The organism is Thermalbibacter longus (genome assembly GCF_023806485.1).
Taxonomy (GTDB): Bacteria; Chloroflexota; Chloroflexia; order Thermomicrobiales; family Thermomicrobiaceae; genus Thermalbibacter; species Thermalbibacter longus.
The window spans coordinates 69,810-94,272 of sequence record NZ_JAMSLR010000001.1; the positions used below are offsets into that span (position 1 = coordinate 69,810).

Sequence of the window (24,463 nt, forward strand, 5' to 3'; positions counted from 1 at the left end):
GGCGGCTCCGCAGTGATTACTCACGAGTCTACTTTACGCCGTCGAGACGAGCGCGAGCACGTCGCGCACGATCGCCCGATGCCGGGGGTCTGCCGTTGATCTCGACCCAGCGACGACCAGCCGGTCGTCCTCCTTGACGCCGAGGTCGCGCGCAAGTTCCAGCACGACCGGAACCTCGCGAACGGCCTCTCGGAGGAAGTCCGCGATGTGGAGCCCGACAACCTCCTCGGTCTCTGGATCCACCCGGATGGCTACCCAGTCGTTGACGAACACGGTGACCGCGGGCCGCGGCGGATCGGTGAATGCCACCACCAGCTCGTCGGCGAGGTCGTTATAGACGAACGATACCGGCCGCCGTTCAAGCGATTCGACCGGCGGTAGGTGCCAGCGGCGTTCGTGGCTATAACGCTTGGCGGTCATGGCCATACCTGCATCTCTCGCTGGTGCACCCGGCCTACGAGATATGCTGTCACGGCCAGCGCCGGGTTCGTGCGGACTTCTACGACAACTTTCAGGCAACCGTCAAACGGTAACCCGAGTCAGCGTGCTTCCTGATAACAACACAAGCGGTAAGAGCATGTCTTATCACGCATCACGCAGAACCGGGCCGCGAAGGCATTGAGTACAGCCAAGTGACGACCGATGAGCTCGGGATTCGCTTGGCGTATCTTTGTGTGCCACAGCCAGACCGTCAGCGTGATCCGCCGCCCGGCATAGTCGTAGCCAATAATATCTCTGTGGAAATCTAGATAGCTCGGAAACATCTCCACTCCATGTCGCTGCGGAGACCGAGAGAGTATTCATTAGGTCGTCCGCTCTGTCAAGATTTGTGCCAACTGGGGCGCTACCTGACCTCGTACGAAGGCCCCAGGCGCATTCCGCGGAGGCAACTGAAAGCCAGCTAATGCACCGGTGAGCCGGCTCCCCAGCATGAGGGCCAAGAACGGGCCGCGCGCCAGGCGCTCACAATCCGGCCGTCATGCAGAAGAGCCAGGGAGAGATCGCTTTGGGCAGGTAAGGCACGAGGTTTCGCTCCTGCGTGCGGTAGCGCCAGCGGGTCTGAGCCGAACGCGAGAGGCCGTACATAATCGACTCTCAGGCTGGGGAGACGACGAAGACGTATGGCCGACTTATAGGCGGCATAATTGGCGCGTGGGGATTAGAGTATGGCGCGAAGCGTACGATCCAAGGGTTAGGTCGTCATCGAGAAGGAGATCCGCGACCGGTTGGGGGTGCGACCGGGCTGGCTCGCGGTGCAGTTTCTCGTCGGCGACCACGTCGAGATCTACTTCGTCCCCCCGGAGCACGATCGCTCCCTGGCCGGCGCGCTGAGAGCGTACTCGAGCGTCGCGCTACCAGACCAGCAGTCCTTCCGCGAGGCGATCGAGCGCGCCTGGCACGAGCACGTCCAGGAGCACTTCCTCGGTGAATCCTTGGAGCCTCGCTCGTGAGTGACCCCGCTCGCTGCCACTCGCTTAATGTTCCTTGAGACGAACGTCATCGAGCGCTACTTTACGGAGGACGTGCCAGAGAAGATCGAGGGCGCGCGCCGCGTCGTCGAGCAGGAGCCGGGACTGGCGCTCGCGCCGGTCACGCTCGCGGAGACGGCCTACGTACTGACACGCCCGTACGGAGTTCCCAGGGAGGTCGTCGTCGACCCCCTGTGGCGCTGGTGCAGCGATGGGACATCCAGGTACGCCGGATCGATAAGGGCCCGGTGACCCAGGCACTGCTGCTCTGCCGTCCCTCCGGGCACGTCTCGTTCAGCGACGCGCTAGTGTGGGCGACGGCGAGGGGCGCCGGAAGCGGGAGCGTGTGTATACGCTCGACCGGCGTTTCCCGCGCATCGGCGTCGAGGTGGTGGAGCTGTGAACCGGTTGTGATCGGCTGTTTCCATGGCGACGGCCCCAGGTCTATCCGCGGCCTCTGGCTGGTCGGGAGCGCCCGTGAGGCAGGGCCGCGCCACCGCACGAGCCGCTCTCGTCTTGCCCTCGTCGCGCTCGCGGGGCGCCGCAGGCAGAGCGTCTGCTGCCAGGCGGTTTCCCATCGCCCTCCTCGCACGTCCCGCCGCGCCAGCGGGCGGGCAGACCCTGCGCCCAGACGCGCATCGGGACAGGGCGAGCGACCTCGCACTTCTCCCTTCTGCTCTCGCTGGAGCGTACCGTCTGGCTGGGTCGTCGCTGTGCGCCGATACCGCAATACGGTCAGGGCGAGCCGAGCGCGAGGCGAGTGCGTCGAGGACGGGCCGAGAGGCAGTCGCGACCGGCTGAGGCTGAGTACGAACGGGCCTTGACACGAGCGTGGACTGTGAACCATACTGCGGCATCTTTTAGAATCCGGAGGACACGTGCAACGCGTCGTCGAGGGTCGGAATCGCTATCACCTCTCGGTCAAAGAGCTGCCGCGCGACGAGCGCCCGCGCGAGCGCCTGCGCCAGCTCGGCGCGGGCGTGCTCACGAACGCTGAGCTGCTCGCGATCATCCTCAACACCGGGACGCGCGGCGAGTCGGTCATCGACCTGGCGCAGCGGCTGCTGGTGGAGCACGGCGGGCTCGTGGGGCTGGCCCGGGTCGACTTCGAGACGCTGCGCGGGGCGCACGGGCTGGGAGAGGCCAAGGCAGCCAAGCTGAAGGCCGCGCTCGAGCTGGGGCGACGGCTCGCGCTGGCCCAGCCCGAGGAGCGGCCGACGATCCGAACCCCCGAAGACGCCTACGCCGTGGCCGGCGCGGAGATGGCGGCGTTGGAGCAGGAGCACCTGCGCGTGCTGTTGCTCGATACCAAGAACCGCGTGCTGCGCACTGTGACCGTCTCGCAGGGGAACGTCAGCGGCGCGCAGGTGCGCGTGGCCGAGGTGTTCAAGGACGCGATCCGGCACAACGCGCCGGCGCTCATCCTGCTCCACAACCACCCCTCTGGCGATCCGACCCCTTCGCAGGCCGATATCGTCCTCACTGCGAGCGTGGTGCAAGCCGGCGAGCTGCTGGGCATCGAGGTCGTCGACCACCTCGTCATCGGGCACGGGGACTTTCGTTCGCTGCGGCGGCTGGGGCTCGGTTTCGGAGGGAACGGGGCCCGTTGAGCGGAGTGGGGGTGGGAGACCAGTGGCTGGTGTGGACAGCCTGGTGAGCGGATCGATGGGTTGAGGTAGGCGTCGCAGTCGCTGCGCGGCGACCTCGCGCGGGGGAGGAGGAGAGCGAGCGGCGCGGGCGGAAGCTTCGATGGGCAGCGGCTTGGTCTAACGGTTGCCGTGTCTATGCGGAAGGGGGCTGGTCATGGACGAGCGGGAGACGATGGGTGCGCAGCCGGGCTCGAGCGGGTCGCCCCAGACCTTCGCTGGCATTCAGCCGGCGACAGAGAACGACAAGCTGATCTCAGCCTTAGGCTACATCTTCTGGATTATCGTTCCGCTCATCGTGCTGCTGACCGACATGAAGAACAGCGCCTTCAACCGCGTCCATGCCTTCCAGGCGCTCGTCTTCGGCGGCGCGGGGTTCGCGTTCGTTATCCTGTACACGTGCGTGACGACGGCGATCACCGCAGCGGTGCCGCCGCTGGGCTGCATCCTCTGGGTCGGCTACTTCCTGCCATTGATTCTGGCGCTGTACTACGCGTTCAAGACCTTCACCGCCGGTCAGGTGGAGTTTCCCTACCTGAGCCAGGCGACGCGCTCGCTCTTCCGCCAGCAGCTCGTAGGGCTGGCCTGAGCATGGTCTTTCCCTTTCTAACGGGGGCAGCCGAGGGGATAGACGGACTGGGCTGGCAACAGAGTCGTCGCTACTCGTCTCCATGAATACCGACCCGCTCGCGCTCGGGCGCGGGCACGGCCGTGCCGGCGAGCGTCGCGGAGCGCGACCCGGTCGTCACGCGCCTGGCAGGCCAGCTCAGCCGGCGAGCCGCGACGTCGAGCGGGAAGAGCAGCGCCGCGGCGCCCAGTAGCCACGGCCAAAGGGCCAGCCGCTCCTCCAGCCTAGCGACCGGCGGGCTCGCCACGAGATCAGCAGGCAGGCGGAGCTCTCGCCCTCCTGTGCCCTCGGCGAGCTGGCGGAGCAGGACAAGGTTCACGCCCGCGGTGCGGCCCTCGAATCCAGGCACTGGGACGCTGAAGGTCGCCAGTTCCTCCTTGATTACCTGATCTCCCGCTCGCTGGCTGAAGAGCACTCGGTAGGTACCAGGGTGTTCGACAGCGAGGGTCTGCTCGTAGACTCCCGGCGCGCGCTGGGGCAATGCCACTTCGCGGGCGCTGCCGTCCGGCAGCGCGATCGTCGCGCGGGTGTCCAGCCCGTTGGCGAACGTACCGTCTTCCCGCAGGCTCTCGACGCGCAGGAGCACGCGGTGTCCGCCGGGTTCAGGTTGGGCTGAGACGAGGAAGTCTGGCCTGACCGGTGCCGGCATCGACCAGCGCACCACCTGCGACCAGAACAGCCCGGCGTTGGGCCAGCCGCTGTCCAGCCAGCGGCTCGACCAGCCCGCCGGCGACGCGTCTGACGTCCAGGCCACCACTCGCCCGAGCCCGTACTGCCAGTGGGCCAGCAACGGATCACCCTGGGAGGTCTCCAGCGCGGTCACCGCTCGCTGCCGGGGCGTGGTGGCGATATACCCGTTGAGCGTGGGCAGCTCGCCGGGCAAGCTGCGGAGCAGAGGGCTGGAGGCCGCCGGTTGGGCCGTCACCTCGCTCTCCACCACCGCGCTGCGGATCAGAATCGAGGTCTCCTGCGTGGCGATCCTCGGAACCTGCGTGCTGCGCTCAGTGAAGTGGTACCGACCTCCACCGAGCTCGGCGAGCCGGGCCAACAGTTCGGTGTCGGCATCCGAGCCGATCGCCACCGTGGAGAGGGTGATCTGGTACTGCTCCATGCGCCGAAGGAGGGCCTCGTACCCGCGATCGCTCGACTGGCCATCGGTCAGGAGCACGATGTGCTTCAACCGGGCATCGACTCTCGACGCTGCCTCGTAGGCAGCCTGGAGGGGCGGCAGAATCGAGGTGCCGCCGCCGCTCTCGAGACCGCTGATCCGATCTTGAATGGACCTGATGGTATCCGCGTTCTCGATGCGCGTGGTCGGGACGAGCCACTGGTATTCCGAATCGAAGGCGACGATTCCGATCACGTCGCCTGGCTGCAGGAGCCCGACCGCCTGGATGGCGGCCTCGCGCGCCATCGCCAGCTTGGAGGCCTCGTTCGACCACGCCGACGCCATGCTGCCGGACTTGTCGAGCACGAGGAAGAGGGCCACGCTGCTGCGCTCGGGCCGCTCGGGTGGCCGGCTGGAAACCGGCAGCATCTCGTCGAGTGTGGATCCCTCGTAGCCACCCGGCCCGAAGCTGCGCTGCCCGCCGATGACGACCAGCCCACGCCCCAGCTCGCGGACGAAGAGCTGGAGAGTCTTCTGCTGATCTAGCGTCAAGCTAGTGGCTGGCGTGTCGACCAGCACTGCCGCGTCATAGCCGGTCAGCGGTTCAGTCGTGGGAGGGATCTGGCTCGACGGCTGAACCTGGACATCCAGGCCATCGGCGCGCAGGATCTCGACCAGCCGGCTCGCTTGGCCCGGCTCGTGCTCGAGCACCAGGACACGCCCAGGCTCTTTCACCACGGTCGACGTCACCAGGCTGTTGTTGTCAGCTCGGGTATCTTGCGCCGGCACCACAGCGGCCAGGATGTCGTGGAACCCAGTCGCTGGCAAACGCAGCGCGACCGGAACGCGGTTGATGCCAGGTCGCAGCGTCACTTGCTGTTCAGAGACGACCTGGTCATCGAGCGAGACGCGGAGCGTGGCGGCGATCTGCCCGGTGCTGTGGAGGACAGCCGCCACGTCGACGAGGTCGCCGGCCCGAGCGAACGGCGGGACGTCCAGCGAGGCCACGGTCACCTCGGGAGGCTGCTGCCCCGCCAGGCTGATCGGCACGTAGGAAACCGTGACGCCGCCCGCTGCTGCCCGCCGCATGGCACGCGGCGCGTCACCGGCAGTCTGCCAGCCGTCGGTGAGGAGCACGATCTCGCCAGCGCTCGATTCGGGCGAGGACAACGCGCTGCGCGCCAGCGTGATCGCTTGTTCGAGATTCGTCTCTCCTCCGGAGGGCAGCGCACTCCCAGACCCGGCGAGCTGTGCCCATTGACCGAACTCGATGACCGCTACCCGGCTATTCGGGCCGAGTTCCTGGATCGCCTGGCGAACCCAGGCCCGGGTCCAGTCTCTCTGCTGCTGGCTCACGCTTTCGGACACATCGATGGCGAACACGACGTTTCTGAACGGCCGGAGTATCCCGAAAGTAGGCTCGGCCAGCGCGAGGATGAGCAGAGTCACGATCAGGCTCCGCAGCGCGAGCGTGGCCGCCCGCTGGCCAGCCGGCATGGCGCGCACGCGCGCGCGGGCGAGTACCAGGATCGCCAAGACCGCTGGGGGCAGGGCCAGCAGGAGAAGCGGATGCTCGAAGTGGATCCCAGTCAACCTGTCCACGCTCATCCGATCCACTTTCTCTGGTGTGCTGCCTCGCGCCGCGCGCTCATAGACTTGCTCGTCCCTCGCTCGCTAGCCACGGCGCGTGAACACCAGCCACTCGACCCCGACCACCACGACCAACGCCGCGGCCAGGAATCTCCACCACTCCTGTACTGGGAGTTCGGCTGGCTGCGCGGCCGCCGGGCCGATCTGGGCGGTCGCCGGCAGCGGTGCCAGGTCGCGACGCGGGCGGATGTCCGACTCGCCCTGGTCGAACAGGTTCACGGAGAAGGAGGAGAGCACCGCCTGCTCGTTTTCCGCGTCGAGCACCAGGTAGCGGCCAGACCGCTCGGTGTCGGAGATCCAGAGCTCGCCAGCCGCTGGGTCAGCCAGTTCGACGACCTGGCGCTGGCCGTCCGGGCGCACGAGCAGAGCCCGTCCAGCGCTCGGAGCGGGCAACGCGACCGGATCGCCAGGGATCACCGTCCGCCCGGAGCGATCGGCGATCAGGTATGCAACGGCGTTGCTGACCAGAAGCGGGAAGGCGAGCGATTTGTCCAGGCCGGACTGCGCTGGATCGAAGGTGAAGATCACTAGCGGATAGCCGTGGTCGTAGCCTTCGAGGATCAACGGTCCCTCGCCGGCTGCCACGACCGGTCGAGCCCAGGGGACTCGCGCGAGATTCTTCCCCACTGCGCCCGTCAGGGCTAAGATGTCCACGCCGCGAAGCAGCGGGTGGCCGGCGTCGATGGTCGTCAGGCCGGTGGTAGTGAACGTGCCCAGGACGGGCAGGAAGCGGTTCCCTGCGGGCGGGTTGACGATCAGGAGCGGGCCTCGGGGCAACTCGGGCGGAAGGAAACTGTCGAAAACCGTGATGTCGGGGCTGGGGCCGGAGGGCTGGTAGGCATCGGGGCCGACAACCGACAGCTCAACGGTCGGTACAGCCTCGAGCGCCTGGCGCAGCGCGGAGGGGGCGGGGGAGACGAGCTGGACGCGGAGCGAGCGCGTACCCAGGAGCGGCGTGTCTATTTCGACCCGATCGTCCAGCGGGAGAGCGTCCGGCTGCGGGCGATCGAGCTCGATCGCCAGGCGCGAGAGGTCTCCAGGTAGCTCGACTGCTAGGCTGCCGGCACTGTTGGGCGGGAGCTCGACGGTCTGTCGCGCAACCTCCTGGCCACTGGCCGCGTCGGCGACGCGGACGGGAATGGACGCGGGCCGGTCATCCAGGTTCGCCACCACGATGAAGGCCGCGCGCCGGTCGGGTGAGGAGGGCTGCGCGCGCACCTGCGCTGAGACGATCGCCTGGTTGCCGGTGCTCGGGTCCCCAGCGACGGAGAGGAACTCGACTGGGGCGGCGAGCGCCCCCACCGGATCGAGCGGGGGGAAGGCGCCATCGGTGAACACGACGATCTGTCCCCGGAGGCCGGGCGTGTGAGCGATCTGCTGGGAGGCCAGCGCGATCGCTTCGTGCAGAGCACCTGCTCCGTCTCCAGGCTGGGCCTGGCGCAGTGCCTCGCGTACCTTGTCCGGCGGGCCGGCGGCCAGGAGTGTCGCGGTTGGCCCGGCCCGGATGACGCTCACCTCGTCGGACGGCCCGAGCGAAGCCAGCCGGTCGAGCGCGCGCCGCCGGGCGAGCTCGAACCGGCTCGGCGAGGCGTCCGTGGCCTGCATGCTGGCGGAGGCATCGAGGATCAGGACGACGTGCTGCCCCGGCTCGGGTAACAGGGTCGCTGGGCGAGCCAGCGTCACTCCGCCGAGCGCGGCCGCCAGGAGCTGCAGCAGGAGGAGCAATGTCAACCGCGGCAGGCGCGGGCGCGAGTGTCCCGCCACGCTGGGAGCCAGATCGGCCCACAGGAAGGTGGCCGGCACGCGGACACGCCAGCGGCTGCCGCGCAGCAAGTGCAGCAGGACGATGGTGGCTGGTAACGCAACGGCGAGCGCGAGCGCGAGTGGGGCGAGAAAGAGCACGGTTCACCTCAAGAGCTGCACGCGTCGCAGATCCTCGATCAGAAGCGACTGGATCGATCGATCCGTGCGCGCGCGGGCGTAGCGAAGCCCACGCTGCGCGCAGACGCGCTCGATCTCGTCGAGCCAGCTCGCTAGACGATCCCGGTAGGCCGCAATGGCCTCGAAGTTCAACCCGATATCGAGGATCTCGCCGGTCTCAGCATCGACGAGTTCGACCTCGCCCAGCGGGTCGGGCGCCTCTTCCTGGGGACTCAACACGTGGATCACGGCCAGGTCGGCTCCTGCTCTGAGCAGGACATCGAAAGCCTCGCCGAGGCTCCTGGGGTCGGCGACTAGGAGATCGGACACGAGCACGAGGAGCGGCATAGTCGGGTGCGCGCCGCGTGGAAGGGTGGCGGGGAGACGCGACAGCATCTCGGCGAGCGCCACCTGCCCCGCAGATTCGACCGAAGCTAGGAAGCGAATGACTTCCGGGAACTGCGTGCGGCCGGTTAGCGGCCCGAGCGCGCGGAGCTGCTGGCCCAGGCACACGATGCGGACCACCGCTGCTTGCCGCAGCCCGACGTACGCCAGCGCAGTGATCGCTTCGACCGCACGGTCGAGCTTGCTGGGCTCTCCCCAATCCATCGATGCCGAGCAATCGAGGAGCAGGAAGAGGTGGAGTCGCTCCTCCGCCTCGGTCACCTTCACCTGCAAGGTGCCGAGGCGGCCATAGACGTTCCAATCGATCCAGCGCGGGTCGTCGCCGACCTGGTAGGCGCGGTGGTCGAAGAAGTCGATCGCTGGGGTACGCAGGCGGCTTCGGTGCTCTCCGCCGGGGCCGGCCGTGGCGGGCCGGCGAGTGACGAGTGCCAGCCGATCGAACTGGTGCCAGTCTCGCTCGCTGAGGCGAGCGGTGGAGCCGCGCTGGGACTCGGGGTGCCGCCAGAGCCGAGCAATGCCCGCCTTGCCTCTTGCAGTGAGGGAGAGGGGAATCCGTACCACTCGGCTCCGTTCTCCTTCGGTTCGGGCCGCTGGCCGGCGACGTGCGAGTTCAGGCCTCTTCCGGCACCCGTGCCAGGATCTGGCGGATCACCGCGTCGGCCGTGACGCCGTTGACCTGTGCGTCGTAGTTGAGAATGAGCCGGTGACGAAGTGCTGGAACGGCGACGCGCCGCACGTCCTCGTAGGAGGCGTTGAGCCGGCCGGCCAGAACGGCGTGGATTTTGCCGGCTAGAATCAGGGCCTGGGCTGCCCGGGGGCTCGCCCCGAGCCGGATGAAGCGCCGCGTTACCTCGAGCGCTGCCGGCAGGTCAGGGTGCGTTGCCAGCACGATACGGGCGGCGTAGTCGACGACGTGGCTGGCCGCCGGCACCTCCCTCACCAGCTCCTGCAGGGCCAGGATCGTCTGTGCGTCGGCGATGGCGTACGGCCGGTGACCGTCCGGCCCGGTGGTGCGCTGCACGATCTCGACCAGCTCCTGGCGGGAAGGGAAGCCGACCTGGAGCTTGAAGAAGAAGCGGTCGAGCTCTGCCTCGGGCAGCGGGTAGGTGCCTTCCAGCTCGATCGGGTTCTGTGTCGCGAGGACGAAGAAGGGGCGCGGCAGCTCATGGCTGCTGGTGCCGACCGTGACCCGGCCTTCCTGCATCGCCTCGAGGAGGGCGGCTTGGGTCTTCGGTGTGGCGCGGTTGATCTCGTCGGCCAGGACGAGATTGGCGAAGATCGGCCCGGGCTGGAACTCGAACGTCCGGCGCCCGTCTTCCCGCTCGACCAGAACGTTCGTCCCAGTTACGTCGGCCGGCATCAGATCGGGAGTGAACTGGATCCGGCTATCGCGAAGGCGCAGCGCCTGGGCGAAACTGCGGACGAGCATGGTCTTTCCGAGCCCTGGCAACCCTTCCAGCAGCACGTGGCCCCCGGCGAGAAGCGCGATCGTCACGCCGCGGACGACCTCGTGCTGCCCCACGATGACCTGGGCAACCTGTTGCTCCAGGGCCAGTACGGTCTCGCGCAGCCGGTCGATCTCGGATTGCGTGCGTGGTTGCTGCGTCATGGCGAGCTCTCGTGTCCTTCTCCGTCGAAGTACTCCTGGATCAGCCGGCGCCGGTCACCAGGCACGAGGTTCTGCTCCGGGGGGAGCGGCATCACCTCAGGCGCGTCGCCTCCGACCCCTGCTACGGCGGCCACCGGGCTGTTCACCGAGAGGGCCGGCTGGGCATTCTCCCCGACCGGGAGCGATTCGCCGCTGCCGAGCGTGAGCTGAGCGGGAACCTCCACCGGCATCCCGCTGGTCTCCAGCCGCGGTGTAGCGTGATCCAGGCTCATCGCTGGGCGCTCACCACCACCGCCAGCCTGCTCGCCCCCTGCCTGCTGACCCTGCTCGATTCCACCTGGTTGGGGGCCGAGCGAGCTGCCAGCCTGGCCGGAGTTCCCCGTACCGCTTCCGCCCTCGGTGCCGCCGGCGGTCGCTCGACCATCCTGCCAGCGCTCACCTCCGGCACCGCTCGCCCCCTCCATGCTCCCAGGGTTGCCGGCGGTCTCGGTGCCGCCAGCGGTGGGCAATTGCTCGGACAACTCATCGGGCGGGTCTCCCGCCGCGTCCGTCGCCGATTGGCCCAGGCGCGCGATCTCCTCTGCCAGCTCCTCGAGTGCCCGGCGCTGGGCTTCGTAGTCCGCTCCGGTGAGGGCTTCCGACGCGCGCTGCTCCAGCTCAGCGAGCCTGGATTGCTGGCTGCTCGGATCCTGCGCTGCCTCATGGAGGGCAGCAGCGAGCCGTTCCTTCGCTTCTGGCGAGAGCTGGTCTACGTTCTCGGCGAGCTGAGAGAGCTCAGCGGCCGCCGTTTGGTACTCTCCTTGCTGTATTGCCTGCGCTGCCGCCTGGCCAACCGAGACCTCCGCCAGCGCCTGCGCTAATCGATCCAATGCTTGTCGCTGGGCTGCCGCATGCTCGGCTGCCTGGGCAGCGGCCGGATCGATCGTATGCAACTCGCCCATCTGGCTTTCCGGAAGCGTCCCGACTGGCTGCTCGATCACGTCAAGCTCAGGCGCAACCATTCCGGGTTCAGCCAGTCCTGGTTGGGCGGGCTGTGTCCACGGCAGGAGCGCAGCCAGTTCAACCAAGCCGAGGCGCGGAAGCAGGAGGAGCGCGAATGCCAGGAGCGCCGAACCTCCCGAGATGAGGAGCTCGCGCCGAACCCGATCGACAAGCGGGGGCCAGGATCTGCGCACTTCTTCGGCTGCCCGCGCGGCATCCCGCACCTGGAGCAAGGCCAGGCGAGCGCGTGCCAGTGACTCGGGCTGCTGTGTCAGCTCGACGGCGGTCGAGAGCCGCTCGTGCAGGCCGAAGCGCCGATCGACTACTCGTGCAGCCTGCATGGCCGAAGGCCAGCAGAGTGCCGTAATGGCGAGTCCAGCGAGTAGTGGGAGAAGCAGTGCACCAATGGTGATGGCAGGCGGCAGGTCGAGCACAAGCACGCCGGCGACCGCGTGGGTGAGAGCGGCCGCGATAAGCCCGGCCCCAACTGCGTAGAGCAGAATTCGGAGCAGCAGCTCGGTGCCGAGCTGCCAGCGCATCTCGTAAATGGCCCGGTGGAGATCGAAAGGATCGCGGTGCGGTGTGCTCATAGCCTGCTCGCCCTCACCGAGATTAGGCCTATTGTACCGAGCGAGCCGGATTGTGGGTTGCATTGTACCCCGGCTGGCCTCCTGAGACCAGATACGGGTCAGGGCGGATTTCGGTTTTGACCAGCGATCGAGGCAAGCACTGTGCTGGACGTAATGTACAGCATTCGTGAGGCCGGCGATAGGTGTGGCCGGCATCGCGGCAGTGCTGGAGTGGAGATCTGAGCCCGGCTGGTGTGCCGGGCCGGGACGCCCCAGCACCGCGGAGGCGGAGTGCGACAGGGTGTCGGCGGACGATCCGTCCAGGTTAGAGCCAGCCGCGGTCGATCAGTATCTCGCGCGCCAGATGCCCGAGGAGCACTTCGTACCGCGTACCGGCGAACTCGGGGTGCCACTCGAAGCGGTTACGCTCGAAGTACTGGACAACGTAGACCTGCCCGTCGGTCTTGCTCTGTTCCTCGAACTCTTCGCTGATCGGGTAGCCGAAGATGGGCAAGCCACCGTTTTGCCACCAGTACTGGCGAAAGAGGCCACGAAGGGTGTGGCCTGTCTCCGGGAAGTAGTCGACGTCGGGTTCCGAAGGTGGTGGCACCGGTTGGAAGGGAGGCTCCTGCCGGCGCCCGGCAGTGCGTTCAGAACCGAGCAGGCCGAGCAGCACCTCGAACTGGGTGCCGGCGAGCTCGGGATGGTGCTCGAAGCGTGCCCGCTCGAAGTACTGGGTGAGATACGTGTTCCCGTCGGTGAGCGAGACTTCGGGAAACGGCTCGGTGAGCGGATAGCCGAACCGCTCCAGCCCGCCGTTCGCTTGCCAGTAGTCGTAGAAGATGCGCGGCACATTGTGCTGGGTTTCCGGGAAGTAGACCATGTTCGGGTCGCTGCTCGCCGGTACCGGGCTGGTCGGAGCTGGCAGGGTGACGACGTCTTGTGGGAACACGCCCTGCTGCTGGTAGCGGACGAACTCCTGCACCAGGCTCGCCGAGAATCGCCAGTGGCGGATGCTGTGGAGCCGGATGAATCCCGTGACCGTGGTCTCCTGGCCAGGGGGCAGCCGATCGGGTAGTCCCCAGCGGAATGGATTCGGGATGCCGGTGTTGCCCTCGAAGTCGATGCCGACCCGGAACCGGCCTTCGATCTTCGAGTAGCCAGCGCTTTCGAAGCTCTGGTTCTCATCGTAGGTGAAGCCGGGGGGCGGGCCCTGGGTGAGGAGGTCGACTTCGCCGGTATTGCGTACGGTGATATCGACCCTTACTGCCGTTCCAGCATAGAGTTCAGCCGGGGTGAACGTTACCGAGACCAGCTCTCCCTGGGCGAGGCCAGGGCGCGGCTTGCTCCGGAAGACGATCGGCCCGGTGCCTTTGAGCCGTCCACGGATATCCGGGATTACCTCGTACAGGTGATCACCGGGGCACTCGGTCAGGTTGTAGTCGCGGTGCGCGCCGATGTTCGGAACATCGACCAGGTCGCGGAAGTAGGAGATGCCGCCGGGGTCGATCTGCGGCGCGCGCTCCCGGATCAGACGGATGAGCGAGTCGATGGCAGCCTGTGGCGGGGCCGTCGATTCGAAGTCTCCGAGAACGGCGATACCCAGCGTGCCGGTGTTGTACCCGGCGGTGTGCGCGCCGACGACGTTCGGCCCACCGAAGCGTCCTTCGTAGACATTGCCTTGCCAGTCGACCAGAAAGTTGTACCCGATATCTCCCCAACCCTGCGTGATGGCATGGTACGCGTAGATCGCTCGCACCGAAGCGGCCGGGTCGGGCGGGTTGTTCTGCGTGACCGTGTGATGGATGACGACCTTCTCCACCGGCGCGTAGCTGGGTGGCCAGATTTCCCTGCCGTTCGAGGCGAAGCGGAGCGACTCGTCGGCGCCCCAGCCCGCGCGCGGAATGATCCACCCGTCGATCAGCGGCGTCTCAGCGAGGAAGCGGAGATCCTGGCTACGGGTGTCGACACAGCCCAACTCCACCTCTTCGAGCTGCACCGGCGAGCCGTCCAGGCCCGGCTCGAGCTGGACGCGATACTGCACGATCGTGCTCGGTTCCAGCAGCACCGGGGCGGCATGTAGCCTGCCGTCGGACGGCAACGGGTCGACATGAGGGTCAGGCCTCAGGAAGATCCAGTCACTCCAGCGCTGGCCGTCGGGGCTGGCGCGCACGGCGAGCGCCAGGTTGCCACCAGGAGGCACGCTGGCCTTCCAGCTCACCTCGATACTGTTGAACGGATTGGGAGTCGTGAAGGGAGGCGACGTGTACGTCCCGGAACCGGGAAAGACGCCGCGCTCTACCCAACTGACCCGGGTGATCGCGCGGGCTGAAGGGTGCGGCAAGCGGATCTCGGTCACTGTGGCCAGGACCAGCCCACCCGCGACCTGGAGGAACGCTCGCCGCGTCATCCGCGGCTGCCTCACGATCCCTTCCCTTCCCAGTACACGGCCCGATGACCGTGTGTCCGGCCTCGCGCTCCCTATGGTACTCTCGTGACCCTGTACGATCAAACTGTACGGACAAGCGGGCGGCCCATCTTCGCGGCGGCGTGGTGGTGTATGCTGAGCGCAGCGGCGGTGATTGCTGGGGGCGTCGCGCTATGACGGTAGGGACACTAGAGCGGCCGGTTGGCGGCCAGAAGCGCAGAGCGGGCGTAGGCGCGTTTGCCGGGCTCTTGCTGCTGCTGCTGGCTACCTTTCTGCTCACCCCCTGGCCGCTCGAGGAGAAGTCGCTGGCCGCGTTGCACGGGCTCTGTGCGCAGCGCCCGAGCCATTCGTTCTGGTTTGCGGGCAGCCGGCTGCCGTTCGATGCGCGGATGACCGGTATCTACGGTGCCTTCCTGCTGACTGCCAGCTATCTGACCGTTGCTGGCCGCCTGCGGCGGGCCGGCTTGCCCAGCGTGCCGGTCATCGCGTTCCTGGCCGCGGGTGTGGTGGGACTCGGCATCGATGGAGTCAACGCGCTGCTGCACGACCTCCGGCTGCCGACCCTCTACGAGCCACGGAACTGGCTCCGGTTCGTCACCGGTGCGTGGACAGGCATCCTGCTCGGTGTGGTCCTGTGGATCGCCGCGAACGCAGTGATCTGGCGCCCGAGCGGGGACACCGTTCGCGCGGTGCTCGACGGGCGGCGCGACCTGCTCGCTCTCGCCCTGCTCAGCGCGGCGCTGGGCTGGCTGGCGATGAGTGGCTGGCGACCGCTCTACTGGCCGCTGGCGCTGTATCTGGTGCTCGCGGCGGTCACACTGCTGGCGCTGCTGGCGTTGCCGGCAGTCCAGCTTCTACGCCGGAGAGAACAACAAATCGGGTCGCTAGCGGAGATCGGATGGCCGGCAACGGCCTCGCTGGCGCTGGCCTGCGCCTTCATGGTCGTCACCAGCGGCCTGCGGTTTCTGGTCGAATCGGTGGCTGGCGTCCCCCCGTTCCGCTAGCCCGCCGCTGGCCGGTGATTCGTTGCGAGTGTCATGGGATGTGGGTTGCGGGTACGCGCGATGCCTCGGGACATACCACTCGGGAATGGCAGGCTCCTCATCAACTTCGACCACACGTACACGCTCCGCGACGTGTATTTCCCCCGTGTGGGGCAGGAGAATCACACGCAGGGACGGCTCAACCGGTTCGGCGTCTGGGTGGACGGCCGCCTGGCCTGGCTCAACGACCCAGGGTGGGAGCGTGACCTGCGCTACGAGGCCAGCACGCTGGTCAGTGACGTGACGCTGCGCCAGCCCGAGCTGCGCGTCGAGCTCCGGATCAACGATGCGGTCGATCTCGAGCACGACATCTGGCTGCGACGGGTGGCGGTGCGCGACCTCGACGGCCGGGCCCGGCGCGCCTGGCTCTTCAACCACTTCGACGGGTATCTCTGGGGCTATGCAGACGGTGAGACGGCGTACTACGAGCCGGAAGGCCGCGCCCTGGTGCACTACAAGGGGAAGCGGTACTTCTGGTTCTGCGGTTGGGCCGGAACCGACCCAGGTTTCCATGCCTATGCGACCGGCAACAAGGCTTTCCGCGGGCGCGAGGGAACTTGGCGCGATGCCGAGGACGGCGTGCTCAGCGGAAATGCGATCGCGCAGGGCTCAGTCGACTCGATCGGCGGGCTGAGTCTCGAGCTGCCAGCCGGCCGGGAAGCGGTTGCCTACTTCTGGATGACGGTCGGATTTCGCCACGCCGATGTCCGCGAGCTGCACAGCCTGGTGCTCTCGGCTGGCCCGGAGTTCATCCTGAACCGGGTTCGCCATTACTGGAGGAACTGGGCTAATCATCGAACGCGCCGCTTCGACTCCCTTTCGCCCTCGGTGGAACAGCTTACCCGCCAAAGCTTGCTGATCCTGCGAACCCAGATCGATCACGGCGGGGCCATCATCGCCGCCAACGACTCCGATATCCTCCAGTTCGGTCGCGACACGTACAGCTACATGTGGCCTCGCGATGGGGCCTTGATCTCGATGGCTCTCGACAAAGCTGGCTATCCCGAACTGAGCCGGCGGTTTTTCCTCTTCGTCCACGAGCTGGTCACGCACTACGGCTTTTTCCTGCACAAGTACAACCCGGACGGCTCGGCCGGCTCGTCCTGGCACCCCTGGTCTACGCCGGGTGGCGAGCTCCAGTTCCCGATCCAGGAGGACGAGACCGCGCTGGTGCTCCACGCGCTGTGGGAGCACTACCGGCGCTACCACGACATCGAGCTGATCCGCCAGCTCTACCAGCCGATGGTGGTTCCCTGTGCCCGCTTCCTGGCCTCGTATCGGGATCAGCGAACGGGGCTGCCATCGCCGTCGTACGACCTCTGGGAAGAGCGGCACGGTATCCACGCTTTCACCGTCGCCACAGTCTGGGCCGGGCTCCACGCGGCGTCTCGCCTGGCTCGGATCTTCGGCGACGACGCGCTGGCTGGCGGCTGGGAGTCGGCAGCCCAGGAGATCCGAGACGCGGCACTTCGGGCGTTCTACGACCCGGGGCTGGGGCGGTTCGTCCGCACAATCACCATAGGGGAGTGTGGGGTTGTCGACCGTGATCCGACACTCGATGCCAGTCTGGCTGGCCTGTTCCAGTTCGGATTGGTGCCAGCGGGCGACCCGCGGATGGTCAAGACGATGCAGGCCGTGGAGCAGCGGCTTTGGTGCCGCACACCGGTCGGCGGTTTGGCGCGATACGAAGACGACTATTACTACCAGGTCAGCCGCGACGTGGCGAACGTGCCGGGCAATCCCTGGTTCGTCTGCACCCTCTGGCTGGCCGACTGGTACATCGCCCGCGCGGTCTCGCCGGCGCACCTAGAGCGGGCGCGCGAGCTGATCGAGTGGGTAGCGCAGCATGCGCTACCCAGCGGGGTACTCGCCGAGCAGGTTCACCCGTATACGGGCGAGCCCCTCTCGGTCAGCCCGCTGAGCTGGAGCCACGGCGCATTCGTCTCGACCGTGCTCGACTTCCTGGCCAAAGAGGAGCAGCTCGCTCGCTCCGGCTGGGCGACACTGCTGGGTTGAGCGCGCTCGCGTGCTCAGCGCCCGCCTGGCCAGCGGCCGTACCAGTCGAAGACTTCCTCCGAGAGGCCGACGACGACGTTCTTGACCTGCGTGTACAGGTCGAGCGCGTGCCGGCTGAGCTCGCGCCCGATGCCGCTCTGCTTGAAGCCACCGAACGGCGCCTCGGGCGGGTTCACCACCGGGTAGTTGATGCTGATATTGCCGGCCCGGATCCGGGCAGCGAGCCGGTGAGCGCGCTTGACATCGCTCGTCCAGATCGTCGCGGCGAGCCCGTAGATGGTGTCGTTGGCCAGCGCGACGACCTCCTCCTCGTCGCGGAACGGGATGACGGAGAGGACAGGGCCGAACACCTCCTCGCGGGCGATCGACATGTCGTTGCGGACGAGGTCGAAGATGGTCGGTTCGACGAAGTTCCCTCGCTGGAGGTCGGCCTTCTCTGGGCGCTTGCCGCCGAGGCGTAGCTCGGCGCCCTCGCTCCTCGCTCTCTCGACGAAGCTGAGCACGCGCTCGCACTGTCGCCGCGAGACGAGTGGCCCCATCTGGGTAGAATCGTCCAATGGGTCTCCGATCCGGATCTTGCCAGCCTTGGCGAGGAAGTCGTCCATGAACCGGTCATGGATCGACTCGTGCAGAAACAGCCGGGTACGAGCCGTGCAGCGCTGGCCAGCGTTGCTGAAGATGGCGAAGAGCGAGCCGTTGACCGCCTCCTCCAGGTTGGCGTCCGGGAACACGATATTGGGCGACTTCCCGCCTAGCTCGAGCGAGACTTTCTTGATCGTACCGGCGCTGAGCCGGAGGATCTGGCGTCCGGTCTCGGTCTCACCGGTGAACGCGATCTTGTCCACCATCGGATGCTCACAGATGGCGGCCCCCACCTCGTTGCCCGGGCCGGGGAGAACGTTGACGACTCCCTCCGGGATGTCGGCTTCCAGGCAGATCTGGCCCAGGAGCAGCGCCGTGATCGGCGTGTAACTCGCGGGCTTGAGCACGACCGTATTGCCGGCTGCTAGCGCCGGAGCGAGCTTCCAGGCAGCCATCAGGATCGGGAAGTTCCACGGGATGATCTGCCCGCAGACGCCATAGGGCTCGCGCACCGTGTAGTCGAGCAGCGGGCCGTTCATCGGGATGGTCTCGCCCCAGATCTGCCCGGCGAGATTCGCGTAGTACTCGAAGCAGTTGGCGGCACTTGCCACGTCCATGCGTGACTCGACGATGATCTTGCCGCAGTTGAGCGTCTCCAGACGGGCGAGCTCTTCCTGTCGCTCGCGCATGATCTCGGCCACCCGGCGCAGGCGCCTGGCCCGCTCGTTCGGTGTCATCCGGCCCCACGGCCCGTCATCGAATGCGCGCCGGGCGGCCCGAACGGCGCGATCCACGTCCTCCTTGCCCGCGCGGGCGACCCGTCCGATGACCTCGTTCGTGGTCGGGTTCAGGGTCTCGAACGTCTCTCCCGAGGCTGCGGGGACGAATTGGCCGTCGATCAGAAGCTGGTACTCCTTTATCCCGGCGGTTACTGCCATGGTTTGCCTCCCTCTCAGAACACCTGGTTCCAGGGCTTGAGCTGGATCTCCTGGAAGACACCGGCCGCGTGGAACGGGTCCTGCTCGATGAGCCGCCGCGCTTCTTCTTCAGAATCCACCTCGTAGATGATCAAGGCGCCGGAGTCGTCGGTGAACGGGCCAGAGGCCCAGAGCTTGCCAGCCTCCTTGAGCTTGGACAGGTACTGGCGGTGCGTTGGGCGAACCTCGGCGATCTTCTCCGGGTTGCCATACCGGATGAAGGCAGCGTACTTCACGGGCCATCCTCCTTCGCTCGTCCTCCCGGCAGCAGTGTAGCGCGGGGGAGTGGAACGTGGGAGGGGGATATGGGGTACGCCGAGTACACGCCTCGAGCCGAAAGTACCGATGTGACGAGGCGGCAGGCTACTCGCTCAGCTCGCCCACCTCTGCAGCGCTTCTTCCCAGCCTTCGACGGTGCCGTTCTTGAACAACACGACGGTCTGTTCCTGGACGGCGCTCTTGGCACCCTGCGTTGTCCGCTCGCCGGCCACGGCCGGCAGGGCGCGGAGACCAGCGGCCCGGAGTGCCTCTGCGCGGCGCACTGCTCGCTCGACATCGCCGCGGTCGACCCTAGCCGATATCTCGACGACCAGCCAGACTTCGCCAGTCTCTGGCTGGTACCGCGGAACGCCGGTCACGAGAAGGTCGGCGCGCAGGAGTTCCTCGGCCGCCCATCGGGGCAGGCGGTCGTCGTACTGGTCGACCGCTTCGCTCGGCCAGACGAGTCGCAGGCGACGCAGCAGCGGGCCGAAGTATGCAGATGGGCGCTGGAGGTAGCGCCACTCCAGGCGATAGCCACGGAATTCCGAGCGGAGGTTCGAGAGATCGCGCTCCATCGTGTCGACCCGCGCGATGAGCTGCTCCAGCCGCTGCTCGGTGCGCACCTGGGCCGTAGCGAGTTCGTCCACTCTCTGGGTGAGCTGCTCCATGCGCACGGTGAGGTCGTCGACGCGGGCGGTGAGCTGCTCGACGCGCACGGTGAGGTCGTCAACGCGGGCAGTAAGCTGCTCGAGACGCACGGTGAGGTCGTCGACGCGGGCCGTGAGCTGAGCGATCTGCTCCTCGACCCGAATCATCCGCTGGGTGAGGTCATCGACCCGCGCGGTGAGCTGCTCCATGCGCACGGTGAGGTCATCGACGCGAGCAGTAAGCTGCTCGAGACGAACAGTGAGGTCGTCGACGCGGGCGGTGAGCTGAGCGATCTGCTCCGCGACCCGAATCATCCGCTGGGTGAGGGCATCGACCCGGGCGGTGAGCTGGGCGATCTGCGCCTCGGCCCGAATCATCCGCTGGGTGAGGTCGTCGACCCGGGCGGTGAGCTGGGCGATCTGCGCCTCGGCCCGAATCATCCGCTGGGTGAGGTCATCGACCCGCGCAGTGAGCTGCTCCATGCGCACGGTGAGGTCATCGACGCGGGCAGTAAGCTGCTCGAGACGAACAGTGAGGTCGTCGACGCGGGCGGTGAGCTGAGCGATCTGCTCCTCGACCCGAATCATCCGCTGGGTGAGGTCATCGACCCGGGCGGTGAGCTGGGCGATCTGCTCCTCGACCCGAATCATCCGCTGGGTGAGGTCATCGACCCGCGCAGTGAGCTGCTCCATGCGCACGGTGAGGTCATCGACCCGGGCGGTGAGCTGCTCGAGACGCTGCTCGGTACGTACCTGCGCTTGAGCGAGTTCGTCGACCCGGGCGCTGAGCTGTGCTACGCGCTGTTCCGTGCGCACCTGCGCCTCAGCCAGCTCGTCGACCCGGGCGGCGAGCTGTTCCAAGCGCTGTTCGGTGCGCCTCTGGGTATCCACCAGCTCGTCGACCCGGGCCGTCAAACTTTCCAGGCGGTGCTCGGTACGCAACTGGGCATCGGCGAGTTGACGAACGAGTTCCGGTAGCTGGAGCAATTCCTCGGTGAGCACGTGGCGGCGAAGCTCAGCGCGCCACTCAGGGTGCTCGCCCAGCATTCGGATTAGGTCCTGAAAGCTCTCCAGGCTAGAGGGCATACGCTATCCTCACCTCCGCTCACGACGATTATACCCGAGTAGATACGCGAAACGGCGGGCCAGGAGGCGACGAGACCACGATGTCCGCAGCATGCTGGCTGTACGGTTTCGCGGATCGCCGACGCTTCGGTGTACAATAGCATTGTCTCGGGCGTTGGTGGCTGGGGTAGCTCAGAACCGGCAGGCCTTGGGCCTGGAAAGAGTGCCACCCGTGAATCGCGGGTGGAGGTCGGAGGGCTCCGGAGCCTCCCCCTAGCCGTAAGCCAGCGCCCGGGGCGTTTCTTCAGGTCGGGGCGTGTCGCCCAATTCGCACAAGTTCCGGCGATGCCGGCCAACTGGGCTTGACACGGCGGGCACGGCGTGCGATGATTACCGTGCTGGCAAGAGTCCAGCTACGGCATGTAGTCGGTAAATCCTCCGAAAGGGACAGTCACGGATGGGACTCCGGCTCAGGCGCAGGTCCAGCGTTTCTCTTGGCCCGGTGTGCGGCTGGACTGAGCGTGCCTGGAGGAGGTTCCCATGGCTGTCCCGACGATTACCAAGACCTTTCATCTGCTGACCGACGACGATCTGACCCCGGCGCAAGCCACTGCGCTGATCGATTTTGCCGCCCAGCTCAAAGCTGACCACTACGCCGGTAAACCGCAGCATCATTACCTGGCCGGCAAGACGCTCGCCATGATCTTCCAGAAGCCATCTACCCGGACGCGGGTGGCGTTCGAGGCTGGCATGGCCCAGCTCGGCGGTCATGCGCTCTACCTCTCGACCAACGACCTGCAGCTCGGCCGCGGCGAGACTATCGCCGACACGGCACGCGTACTCTCGCGCTATGTCAACGCGATCATGGCTCGCGTCTACAAGCACCAGGACATTGTAGAGCTGGCAGCATACGCGACCGTGCCCGTCATCAACGGGTTGTCCGACCTAGCGCACCCCACCCAGGGGCTGGCCGACATGCTCACGGTCAAGGAGCACCTGGGTGGCTGGGCCGGGCGGACGCTGGCGTATCTCGGCTGCGCGAACAACATGGCGCACTCGCTGGTGCTCTCCGGCGCGCTGGTCGGGCTCAACGTCCGCATCGCCTGCCCGCCGCACTGCCAGCCTGATCCGGCGATCATCGCCCGCGCCCAAGCGATCGCCCAGCAAACCGGCGCGACGATCACCGTGCTGAGCGATCCCTGGCAGGCCGTCCAGGGCGTGGACATCGTCTACACGGACGTGTGGGTGAGCATGGGGCAGTCGCTGAGCCAGGAGGCGCTGGACGCGCTCCAGGCCTACCAGGTAACCGAGGAGATCATGGCGGCGGCTGGGCCGGGCGCGATCTTCATGCACTGTCTGCCGATGTACCGGGGGCAGGAGGCGACGGCGGAGGTGGCCGATGGTTCGCGCTCGGTCATCTTCGACCAGGCCGAGAACCGGCTGCACTTGCACAAGGCGCTCCTAGTCGAGCTGCTCAGCGACGCTGGGCCGGGCATCTTGAAGTAGGTGTCGTCTTCGGCAGCTCCGGTCGCCGTTGCCACGATTTCGTGCCGGCTAGATTGCCCTATGACTGGTCAACCGGCTCGGCGTAGGCCAGAGGAGCGGTCTCGTAGAGGTCACCCCCATAGCGGTCGTTGATCACGACTGCTGGGAAATCGACCACGGTGAGCTGGTAGATCGCCTCGGGGCCGAGGTCCTCGTAGGCAAGGATTTCGGCGGCGGTGATTCGCCGAGCGAGCAGGGCACCGGAACCCCCGACGGCTCCGAAGTAGACCGCGCCGTGCTCGACGATCGCCTGGCGCACGGCCAGGCTCCGGTAGCCTTTACCGATCATTCCGCGCAGGCCAGCCGCCAGGAGAGCGGGTGTATAGGGATCCATTCGCCCGCTGGTGGTCGGCCCAGCCGAGCCGATCACCATGCCCGGCCGGGGCGGGGCTGGGCCGACGTAGTAGATCACCTGCCCGCGCAGGTCGATTGGGAGCGGCTCGCCCCGCTCCAGCGCGGCGACGAGCCGCTGGTGTGCCGCGTCGCGGGCGGTCAGCAGCGTGCCGCTGATCAGCACCTGGTCACCAGCGCGCAGCGCGTCGATCGTCTCCTGGTCGAGCGGCACACGGATGTGCCTAGGATGCTTGCCAGCCATTGCTCGTCTCGCTCTCACCCAACCCAGGCCAGGAGTGGGCAGGTGGTTCTCGTCGGCTCAGAGAGGCCACGACTCGGCCCGGCACTGATCCAGCGCCATCGGTCGAGTCACCAGCAGCGCGCATCTGGTCGTACAATACGCGATGCCCGCGGCCAGTCAAGGCGCTGAGCTGGGCGAGACGTGCGAGTTCGCCTCCGTCGAGAGATCGGCTCGATGAGGGAAAAGAGACCGGGCAAGGAGTCGTTGATCGGAGCGACGAGCACTCCTGTGGGAGAGCGCGGGGCCGCCACGGCTGACCGTATGCTCGGAGCTGCCTCACGGTCGCACTTCGAGCGCCTCGTTGCCGCGCTGCGCGGGTACGGTGCGCTGTTGGGGTTCGCCCTCATCGTCGCTTTTTTCTCGCTGCTCCGCCCCTCGGTCTTTCTCAGCCCTGTCAACCTGCGGAACATCTTGGAGCAAGTGGCGATCCTTGCGATCGTCTCCGCCACCATGACGATGGTGATGGCGGTCGGCGACTTCGACCTCTCGGTCGGCGCGCTCGCGAGCCTGACCGGCGTGGTCGTCGCCTCGCTGCTGCTCGATGGCTGGGGAACGGGACCGGCCGTTGCCACCGGCCTTGTCCTGGGCGCCTGCGCTGGGGCGCTCAACGGGCTCCTGGTCACCTACTTCGGGCTGTCGGCCTTCGTCGCCACGCTCGCGACGATGACCGCTTTTCGGGGCCTGGCGCTCTGGTTCACCGACGGCTCCACCCTGTTCAACCTGCCGAGCCTCTTTCTCGTGCTCGGCCAGGGCAACATCGGCTCGCTCCCAGTGCCGGTGCTGCTTGCGGCATTTGTCGCGCAGGCGAGCTGGATCGTGCTGACCCAGACCACGGTGGGACGGTACTGGTACGCGGTCGGCGCGAACCCGCAGGCAGCGTTTCTTGCGGGGATCAGCGTGCGCCGGCTTCGTCTCCTCGCGTTCGTCGCGTCGGGGCTCGGCGCTGCTCTGGCCGGCATCGTGTTGACGAGCAGGCTAGCCTCGGCCCATCCACTGGCCGGCGAGCCCTTCATGCTTACGTCCATCGCCGCAGTCTTCCTCGGCATGACCATGTTCCGCGAGGGTCAACCGAACCTGCCGGGAACGATGGTCGGCGTGCTCGTTCTCGGCGTGCTCAGCAACGGGTTGAACATCCTTCGGGTCAATACCTACCTGCAGGAGGTACTGACCGGGGTCATCATCGTGGTCGCGGTGCTCGCCTCTATGCTCACCCGGCGCGTGCGCGCATGAAGCCGCTCGGCAACGCCGCGGGGGAGGATGGCGCGGGCGGGGTGCCGCGC

The 24,463-nt window shown here is 67.1% G+C and carries 20 protein-coding genes; 8 read left to right on the forward strand and 12 right to left on the reverse strand.

Annotated elements, in window-relative coordinates:
* Positions 1–33: 33 nt before the first annotated feature.
* On the reverse strand, positions 34–420 hold the full coding sequence (locus NET02_RS00315) for a hypothetical protein (RefSeq protein WP_284055366.1): 387 nt from the start codon (positions 418–420) through the stop codon (positions 34–36).
* A 119-nt stretch (positions 421–539) separates the two neighbouring features.
* Positions 540–764, reverse strand: coding sequence for a hypothetical protein (locus NET02_RS00320; protein ID WP_284055367.1), 225 nt, complete (start codon positions 762–764; stop codon positions 540–542).
* 468 nt (positions 765–1,232) lie between these two features.
* On the opposite strand from NET02_RS00320, the gene NET02_RS00325 reads away from it, so the two are divergent.
* From NET02_RS00325 to NET02_RS00340, 4 genes are all read left to right on the forward strand, one after another.
* Positions 1,233–1,451 carry an AbrB/MazE/SpoVT family DNA-binding domain-containing protein gene (locus NET02_RS00325; RefSeq protein WP_430981066.1) on the forward strand — a complete coding sequence of 73 codons (219 nt, stop codon included), beginning with the start codon at positions 1,233–1,235 and terminating at the stop codon, positions 1,449–1,451.
* Positions 1,452–1,721, forward strand: a complete 270-nt coding sequence (locus NET02_RS00330) for a hypothetical protein (protein WP_284055369.1) — start codon at positions 1,452–1,454, stop codon at positions 1,719–1,721. It abuts the gene before it with no gap.
* Positions 1,722–2,347: 626 nt separating this feature from the next.
* Entirely contained in the window at positions 2,348–3,079 is a 732-nt protein-coding gene (gene radC, locus NET02_RS00335) for a RadC family protein (protein WP_284055370.1), read from the forward strand.
* 193 nt (positions 3,080–3,272) lie between these two features.
* The gene (locus tag NET02_RS00340) at positions 3,273–3,704 is read left to right on the forward strand and encodes a hypothetical protein (RefSeq protein WP_284055371.1); all 432 of its coding nucleotides are present in this window, start codon (positions 3,273–3,275) and stop codon (positions 3,702–3,704) included.
* Positions 3,705–3,774: 70 nt separating this feature from the next.
* On the opposite strand, the gene NET02_RS00345 is transcribed toward NET02_RS00340, so the two are convergent.
* The 6 genes from NET02_RS00345 to NET02_RS00370 form a co-directional block, all read right to left on the reverse strand.
* Complete coding sequence (locus tag NET02_RS00345; RefSeq protein WP_284055372.1) at positions 3,775–6,459, reverse strand: VWA domain-containing protein; 2,685 nt, start codon at positions 6,457–6,459, stop codon at positions 3,775–3,777.
* Positions 6,460–6,525: 66 nt separating this feature from the next.
* A complete protein-coding gene (locus NET02_RS00350; protein WP_284055373.1) occupies positions 6,526–8,403 on the reverse strand; it encodes a vWA domain-containing protein in 1,878 nt (625 codons plus the stop codon).
* Positions 8,404–8,406: 3 nt separating this feature from the next.
* Positions 8,407–9,387: a DUF58 domain-containing protein gene (locus NET02_RS00355; protein WP_284055374.1), complete on the reverse strand. Its 981-nt coding sequence runs from the start codon at positions 9,385–9,387 to the stop codon at positions 8,407–8,409.
* A 49-nt stretch (positions 9,388–9,436) separates the two neighbouring features.
* On the reverse strand, positions 9,437–10,435 hold the full coding sequence (locus NET02_RS00360; RefSeq protein WP_284055375.1) for an AAA family ATPase: 999 nt from the start codon (positions 10,433–10,435) through the stop codon (positions 9,437–9,439).
* Positions 10,432–12,006 (reverse strand): hypothetical protein, encoded by a 1,575-nt coding sequence (locus tag NET02_RS00365; RefSeq protein WP_284055376.1) that lies wholly within the window; start codon positions 12,004–12,006, stop codon positions 10,432–10,434. Before NET02_RS00365 ends, NET02_RS00360 begins: the two co-directional genes overlap by 4 nt.
* A 304-nt stretch (positions 12,007–12,310) precedes the next feature.
* Positions 12,311–14,395 carry an N-acetylmuramoyl-L-alanine amidase gene (locus tag NET02_RS00370; RefSeq protein WP_284055377.1) on the reverse strand — a complete coding sequence of 695 codons (2,085 nt, stop codon included), beginning with the start codon at positions 14,393–14,395 and terminating at the stop codon, positions 12,311–12,313.
* A gap of 191 nt (positions 14,396–14,586) precedes the next feature.
* Here NET02_RS00370 and NET02_RS00375 point away from each other — a divergent pair, with 191 nt between their 5' ends.
* A complete protein-coding gene (locus tag NET02_RS00375; protein ID WP_284055378.1) occupies positions 14,587–15,417 on the forward strand; it encodes a DUF2085 domain-containing protein in 831 nt (276 codons plus the stop codon).
* Positions 15,418–15,477: 60 nt separating this feature from the next.
* The gene (locus NET02_RS00380) at positions 15,478–17,472 is read left to right on the forward strand and encodes a glycoside hydrolase family 15 protein (protein ID WP_284055379.1); all 1,995 of its coding nucleotides are present in this window, start codon (positions 15,478–15,480) and stop codon (positions 17,470–17,472) included.
* Between the two features lie 14 nt (positions 17,473–17,486).
* Here the strand turns inward: NET02_RS00380 and NET02_RS00385 are convergent, their stop codons facing one another.
* From NET02_RS00385 to NET02_RS00395, 3 genes are all read right to left on the reverse strand, one after another.
* Entirely contained in the window at positions 17,487–18,992 is a 1,506-nt protein-coding gene (locus NET02_RS00385; RefSeq protein WP_284055380.1) for an aldehyde dehydrogenase family protein, read from the reverse strand.
* A 14-nt stretch (positions 18,993–19,006) separates the two neighbouring features.
* Positions 19,007–19,267, reverse strand: a complete 261-nt coding sequence (locus tag NET02_RS00390; RefSeq protein ID WP_284055381.1) for a YciI family protein — start codon at positions 19,265–19,267, stop codon at positions 19,007–19,009.
* A gap of 135 nt (positions 19,268–19,402) precedes the next feature.
* Entirely contained in the window at positions 19,403–21,025 is a 1,623-nt protein-coding gene (locus NET02_RS00395; RefSeq protein WP_284055382.1) for a coiled-coil domain-containing protein, read from the reverse strand.
* Between the two features lie 519 nt (positions 21,026–21,544).
* On the opposite strand from NET02_RS00395, the gene argF reads away from it, so the two are divergent.
* Positions 21,545–22,510 carry an ornithine carbamoyltransferase gene (gene argF / locus NET02_RS00400; RefSeq protein ID WP_284055383.1) on the forward strand — a complete coding sequence of 322 codons (966 nt, stop codon included), beginning with the start codon at positions 21,545–21,547 and terminating at the stop codon, positions 22,508–22,510.
* 58 nt (positions 22,511–22,568) lie between these two features.
* On the opposite strand, the gene NET02_RS00405 is transcribed toward argF, so the two are convergent.
* Entirely contained in the window at positions 22,569–23,144 is a 576-nt protein-coding gene (locus tag NET02_RS00405; protein WP_284055384.1) for a Fe-S-containing hydro-lyase, read from the reverse strand.
* 213 nt (positions 23,145–23,357) lie between these two features.
* Here NET02_RS00405 and NET02_RS00410 point away from each other — a divergent pair, with 213 nt between their 5' ends.
* Positions 23,358–24,413 carry an ABC transporter permease gene (locus NET02_RS00410; protein WP_284055385.1) on the forward strand — a complete coding sequence of 352 codons (1,056 nt, stop codon included), beginning with the start codon at positions 23,358–23,360 and terminating at the stop codon, positions 24,411–24,413.
* Positions 24,414–24,463 lie beyond the last annotated feature (50 nt).